The 5029-nt window shown below is 69.0% G+C and carries 7 protein-coding genes and 2 pseudogenes; 7 read left to right on the top strand and 2 right to left on the bottom strand.

Annotated features, from left to right (window positions below; translation table 11 throughout):
• Nucleotides 1–264 precede the first annotated feature (264 nt).
• Nucleotides 265–885: a hypothetical protein gene (locus tag ACFPIH_RS56040; RefSeq protein WP_381188016.1), complete on the top strand. Its 621-nt coding sequence runs from the start codon at nt 265–267 to the stop codon at nt 883–885.
• Between the two features lie 42 nt (nt 886–927).
• On the opposite strand, the pseudogene ACFPIH_RS56035 reads toward ACFPIH_RS56040, so the two are convergent.
• A pseudogene (locus tag ACFPIH_RS56035) lies at nt 928–1184 on the bottom strand (ISKra4 family transposase); the annotation flags it as partial.
• Between the two features lie 485 nt (nt 1185–1669).
• Nucleotides 1670–1924, bottom strand: a complete 255-nt coding sequence (locus tag ACFPIH_RS56030; RefSeq protein WP_381188013.1) for a hypothetical protein — start codon at nt 1922–1924, stop codon at nt 1670–1672.
• 344 nt (nt 1925–2268) lie between these two features.
• Here ACFPIH_RS56030 and ACFPIH_RS56025 point away from each other — a divergent pair, with 344 nt between their 5' ends.
• The 6 genes and pseudogenes from ACFPIH_RS56025 to ACFPIH_RS56000 form a co-directional block, all read left to right on the top strand.
• On the top strand, nt 2269–3105 hold the full coding sequence (locus ACFPIH_RS56025) for an alpha/beta fold hydrolase (RefSeq protein WP_381188011.1): 837 nt from the start codon (nt 2269–2271) through the stop codon (nt 3103–3105).
• Nucleotides 3098–3718 carry a TetR-like C-terminal domain-containing protein gene (locus tag ACFPIH_RS56020; RefSeq protein ID WP_381188008.1) on the top strand — a complete coding sequence of 207 codons (621 nt, stop codon included), beginning with the start codon at nt 3098–3100 and terminating at the stop codon, nt 3716–3718. Before ACFPIH_RS56025 ends, ACFPIH_RS56020 begins: the two co-directional genes overlap by 8 nt.
• Before the next feature lie 112 nt (nt 3719–3830).
• Nucleotides 3831–4271 (top strand): SRPBCC family protein, encoded by a 441-nt coding sequence (locus ACFPIH_RS56015; RefSeq protein WP_381188005.1) that lies wholly within the window; start codon nt 3831–3833, stop codon nt 4269–4271.
• A 150-nt stretch (nt 4272–4421) separates the two neighbouring features.
• The gene (locus ACFPIH_RS56010; RefSeq protein WP_381188002.1) at nt 4422–4619 is read left to right on the top strand and encodes a hypothetical protein; all 198 of its coding nucleotides are present in this window, start codon (nt 4422–4424) and stop codon (nt 4617–4619) included.
• 105 nt (nt 4620–4724) lie between these two features.
• Nucleotides 4725–4928 carry a zeta toxin family protein gene (locus ACFPIH_RS56005; RefSeq protein WP_381187999.1) on the top strand — a complete coding sequence of 68 codons (204 nt, stop codon included), beginning with the start codon at nt 4725–4727 and terminating at the stop codon, nt 4926–4928.
• A 9-nt stretch (nt 4929–4937) separates the two neighbouring features.
• Nucleotides 4938–5029, top strand: a pseudogene (locus tag ACFPIH_RS56000) (IS5/IS1182 family transposase); the annotation flags it as partial.

The following is a 5029-nucleotide window of genomic DNA, read 5'->3' as shown; positions in this document are numbered from 1 at the left end:
TATCCCACCCCACACGACACATCACCCGACCCTCATGCCCCAACCGCAGCGGGTACCTCTTCCGTACCGCACCCCTGCACGACAAGAAGCAGACTATTTGCGGACGAGACAGATGAAAACGACCTCTAAGTGGTGAGGTCATAGTTCCGATGGTGAGTGCGTCAGGAGTCATGCCGAAAGACCATGCAGCGGGGAACCGAGCGGCGTCGGGATACTGGGCCGGTGAGCAACGCCATGGCTGATTACGAAGCGGATACTGAACAGTTGACGCGAAGGGTCTACCTCGGCCTGCGCGAGGGCAACCTCGACCCACAGGACGTCGTCGCCCTCGCCTGCGAACTGCTCAACTGGTTCCACTGCACCGACGCCATCATGGAGGTCGTCGAGCGGAACCCGGCCGAGGTGCCGCAGGCGGAGATGACAGCCCTGGCCCGGCGCATCCTGGACGACGCGGGCTTCGATCCCGGCTTCGACCTCGCCCCCGAGCGTTTGGAGACGTTGCGCGCCGCGCTGCCGATCGTAGCCTGCGACCTGCCCACGCGCGGGATCGAGGGCGAACCGGAGATCGAGATCCTGGAGGACTGGTTCCCGGTGGGAGCCGGTGTCCGCCTTGCCGACGGCGAACGGCTCAACTGGGGCGGCCCCATCCTGCCGAACATGTGCGACGACCCGACCATGGCACTGACCAGCCTGGCGATCCTGATCCAGGAGAGCCTGCTCGAATGGACCTGGCAGGTCTGGCCGGTGTGTCCCCGGCATGACCTCGGCGTCCACGGCTCGGAGCGGGAGCGCGAGGTTGTGTGGTGGTGCGCGGGCGATGGCGGACACATGCTGGCGCCGGTCGGTGAACTCGCGCGTGCTCTCGGCCGCCGTTGCCCCAAGTAGGGTCGGCGGTGCGGTGCAGTCCGTTTCGAGCGACCGCCGGGATCAGGCGGTGGGTGCGTAGTTCCGCTGGCCGGGTGAGGAGTAAGGGCGTTCGTGTCGCGGGCGGCGTGGTAGCGCCAGTAGGGGTCGAAGTCTCCGTTGGAGACGACGGCACGCAGTCGCAGTACGGCTTCCGCTCCGTGAAGGCCCCAGCGGGGGCCGGTGATGTCGAGGTGGTCGGCGATCAGGTGCCGGCAGGCGCCCTCGACCGCGCCGGTGGCGATCGGCCAGCCGTTTTCCAGCGCCGTGTCGTAGCGGAGCTGATCGAGGTGGCCGGTCAGGTAGCGGTCGCAGGCGTCGACAGCCTCGCGCCGGGCAGCCGGCAAGTGTTCCCGCTCGGCCTGGCTGGTCATTTCCGCGGCGGTGCGGGCAGCCTGACCTGCGAGGATCGCGGTAAGACGGTCGGCGGCCCATGCTTCGGCCCGGGGCAGGAGGCGGGCGGTGCCGGTGGCCCAGTGTACGTACTCGGTCGCACCGCCCTTGGAGGTGACGCGGCCGCGCCGGAACTCCAGGTCCAAGTCCTCAACGTTCAAGGACAGGAGTTCCTCGGCTCTGGCCGCTGTTTCGTAGAGCGTTCGCCAGAGGACCCGTTCGCGCAGGCCGTGCCGGTCGTCGGTGAACAGCTTGTCCAGCCGGGCGCGCGGGATCGAGCGGTCGCCGCGGCGGGCGGGTTTGCGCCGCTCCAGTCGGCGTCCCGGATTGGTGGCGAGGATCTCCTGCCGTCCGGCCCAGGCGGTGAACGAGGTCAGCGCGGACAGGTGCGGTTCCAGGTCGCGGCCGCTGCGGCGTCCCACCGGTCCATCACCGCAGCGTAGTCCTCAGGCACCAGCGCGGCTGCGGGCCGGTCCCCGGCGAGCGTGGTCAGCCGGGCGAGAGTCTCGGCGTAGCTGTCGCGGGTGGTCTTGGTCTGGACGGAGTCGAGGTAGCGGTCGACGGCGGCCGCGACGGTCTCGCCGCCAGTGGTCTCGGCGGGCGGGGTGGGGAACGGCACGACCGTCATGAGGGGCCTCCCGCGCTGATGTGACACATAAACGTTGCCGAGCCGGGTCCGGCCCGCCGGGCGGCGAGCTGGGTGCCTTCCCAGTCCCGGAGGCCAGTGACAGGTAATACGAATTCTGTGTCACATGGCGAGGAGGGCAGAGCCAGGGCTGGCGGACCGACCACCACGTCGCCTGGGGCGGGGAACCAGCAGTCCCGCTGGGAAGCCAGGCCCGAAGGCGTTCGGCGGGGACTCTTCGTTCCCGATGCCCGGCCCCCGATCGAGCGCGGCTGGGTGCGGTGTTGACCTTCGTAGCTAACGTGACTAGTCTATAGCTAATTACATTAGCCATTGTGGAGGACGGCATGACCGAACACCTGAGAATCGGCAAGAACACCATCGCCTTCGACGTGACCGGGGAAGGTCCCCTGGTCGTGCTGGCGCACGGTATCGGCGACAGCCGGCACTCCTACCGCTTCCTCGTTCCCGGCCTGGTGGCCGCCGGTTACCGGGTCGCGAACGTCGACATCCGCGGGTGCGGTGAGTCCAGCCTCGGCTGGGACGGTTACAGCCGCACCGACATCGCCGGAGATCTGGTCGCCGTCGTGCGTCACCTCGGCGGCCCGGCCGTGATCATCGGGCAGTCGATCAGCGGCGGCGCCGCGACCATCGCGGCCGCCACTGCGCCCGACGTGATCAGCGGAGTGATCGAGCTGGCTCCGTTCACCCGTGCGCAGCCGGTCGACCTGGGCGGGCTGATCCGGGTCAAGCGCTTCCGGACCGGGTACACGCGGATGGCGCAGGTCATCGTCCGGGGACGCCTGACGGACTGGAAGAAGTACCTCGACGTGGCCTACCCGACCAAGCCCGCCGACTGGAACAGCGAACTGGCCCGCATTGAGGCCACGCTGAGTGAACCCGGCCGGATGAAGGCCCTGCAGGACATGTGCAAGTCCAAGCCCACCGACGCCGGCACCCAGCTCGCCCACGTCACCTGCCCGGTCCTGATCGTCGAAGGCAGCCTGGACCCCGACTGGGCCGACCCCCGCGCCGAAGGGGCGAAGATCATCGCCGACCTGCCCGCCGGCCTCGGCGAGCTCGCCGTGATCGACGGCGCCGGCCACTACCCGCACGCCCAGACCCCCGACCAGGTCCTCGCGCTGGCCCTGCCGTTCCTGGCCAAGGCGGCTGGCCGTGCCTAGGGCCGGACTCACCGCCACGACGGTCACCGAAGCCGCCGCCGCCCTGGTCGACGAGGTCGGGTTCGACCAGCTCGGCATGGGCCTGGTCGCCGAACGGCTCGGGGTCAAGACCCCCTCGCTGTACAAGCACGTCACCGGCCAGACCGACCTCGCCCACCGGATCGCCATCCTGGCCATGAACCAGTGCGCCGACGCCATCCGCGACGCCATCCAGGGCCGGTCCGGCACCGAAGCCCTGACCCGCGGCGCACAGGCGATGCGGACGTTCGTCAAGGACCACCACGGCCGATACGCCGCAGCCAACGCCGCCCGCCCGACCGGACCCGACGACCCCCTCATCGACGCCCTCAACCGGGTGGTCGACTCCTGGGCGGCCATGCTGCACGGCTACCGGATCGACCCCGACCAGCAGATCCACGCGCTGCGGATGCTGCGCACCGTCCTGCACGGATACGCATCCCTGGAAGCAGCCGGCGGGTTCCAGTTCGCCACCGACATCGACGACAGCTTCACCTGGATGATCGACTTCATCGACCACGGCCTGCAGGAGACCACGGCCACCAGCACCCACAGCGCCCCCTCCAGCACGGCCGCGCCGGGCGTGACGCTCTGACCGCCGTGGACTGCGCTCCACGCCAGTCCCCGGCCCCACCGACCACCGGTAGACCACCCGCTCTCCGAACCCCCGCCCCTCCCTCCCGCGCCAGCCAGAAGTGGAAACCACCATGAAGCCGGTCCTCACCGCCGTTATTGACATCGACGCCACCCCGCAAGCGGTGTGGGACGTCCTCACCGACTTCGCCGCCTACGGCGAGTGGAGCACCTTCTCCGCAGCCGACGGAACCGCTCAAGTGGGAAGCCGGCTCACGATGCGCATGCCGGGCATGACCTTCAGGCCCACGGTCACCGTCGCTACGCCTGGCCAGGAACTGCGGTGGGTCGGCACGCTCGGCATCAAGCAGCTGTTCCACGGCCAGCACTCCTTCGTCCTTTCCCCCAACCACGACGGCACCACCCGCCTGACCAACCACGAGGAATTCTCCGGCGCCCTGGTCACCCTGATCCGGCCCTTCCTCAGAACACCCAAAAAAGACGGGTACGCCGCCTTCAACACCGGCCTCAAGCAGCGGGTGGAAGACCGCACCAAGCTCGGGCCGGGCGCGTGAGGTACCGGTGGCCGGGGTGGTCGCGACGCACGTGTCCGTGTCGGAGAAGTCGGCGGTTCCGAGCAGTACGACAGTGACCGCGGCGTCTGGCCCATCGGCAAGAAGGTTCGTGCCGAGGCGAAGTACGCCATCGTCGCCGTAGACGGCATCGTGCGGCGCGTCTACGAGGTCGACCCGGCCGGCTGGCGCGAGGCAGAGCCGAACAAGTGGGAGTTCACGGCCGTCGGCGACCGTGAACTCGACGCCGAGGCGATCGCCACGGCGTACACGGCGGGGGAGCTTCCGCTCCGGCCCGGCGACGACTGCCCCACCCGCGTCGGCGGCGCCTACCGTCCCCACTGGTTCTGACCGAGGCGGAGAGCACCCGATGACCAGCCGCAGCTACTCGTCCGAGGCGTACCACCTGGGTCCCCGGGACGGCCGCCGGCTCCAGGAGAAGAAGAAGGGATTGCGGTGAAGGACGCGGATGTCCGCCCGGTCGTGCTGCCCGAGCCCGAGCACGAGGAGATCCTGGCGTCGCAGATCTTGCCTGCCTGCACCAAGGATGCTGTTCCGCAGGATCAGCCCGTGGTGGTGCTCGTTGCCGGGCTGCCAGGCAGTGGAAAGTCCACCGTCTGTGAGGTGCTTAGAAGACATCTCATTTGGCGCGTTCGATAGTCTGCGGTCGTGGACATCGTGGAGCGTCTGGTGCCGGATGAGTTGTGGGAGTTGTTCGCGCGGGTGGTGCCACCGGCCCCGACACGGCCTCAAGGTGGTGG

It is taken from the genome of Streptomyces vulcanius (assembly GCF_042653945.1).
GTDB classification, from domain to species: domain Bacteria; phylum Actinomycetota; class Actinomycetes; order Streptomycetales; family Streptomycetaceae; genus Streptomyces; species Streptomyces mangrovi.
The sequence above is the reverse complement of the archived record's forward strand: the minus strand, read 5'-3'. Positions and strand labels throughout refer to the sequence as shown.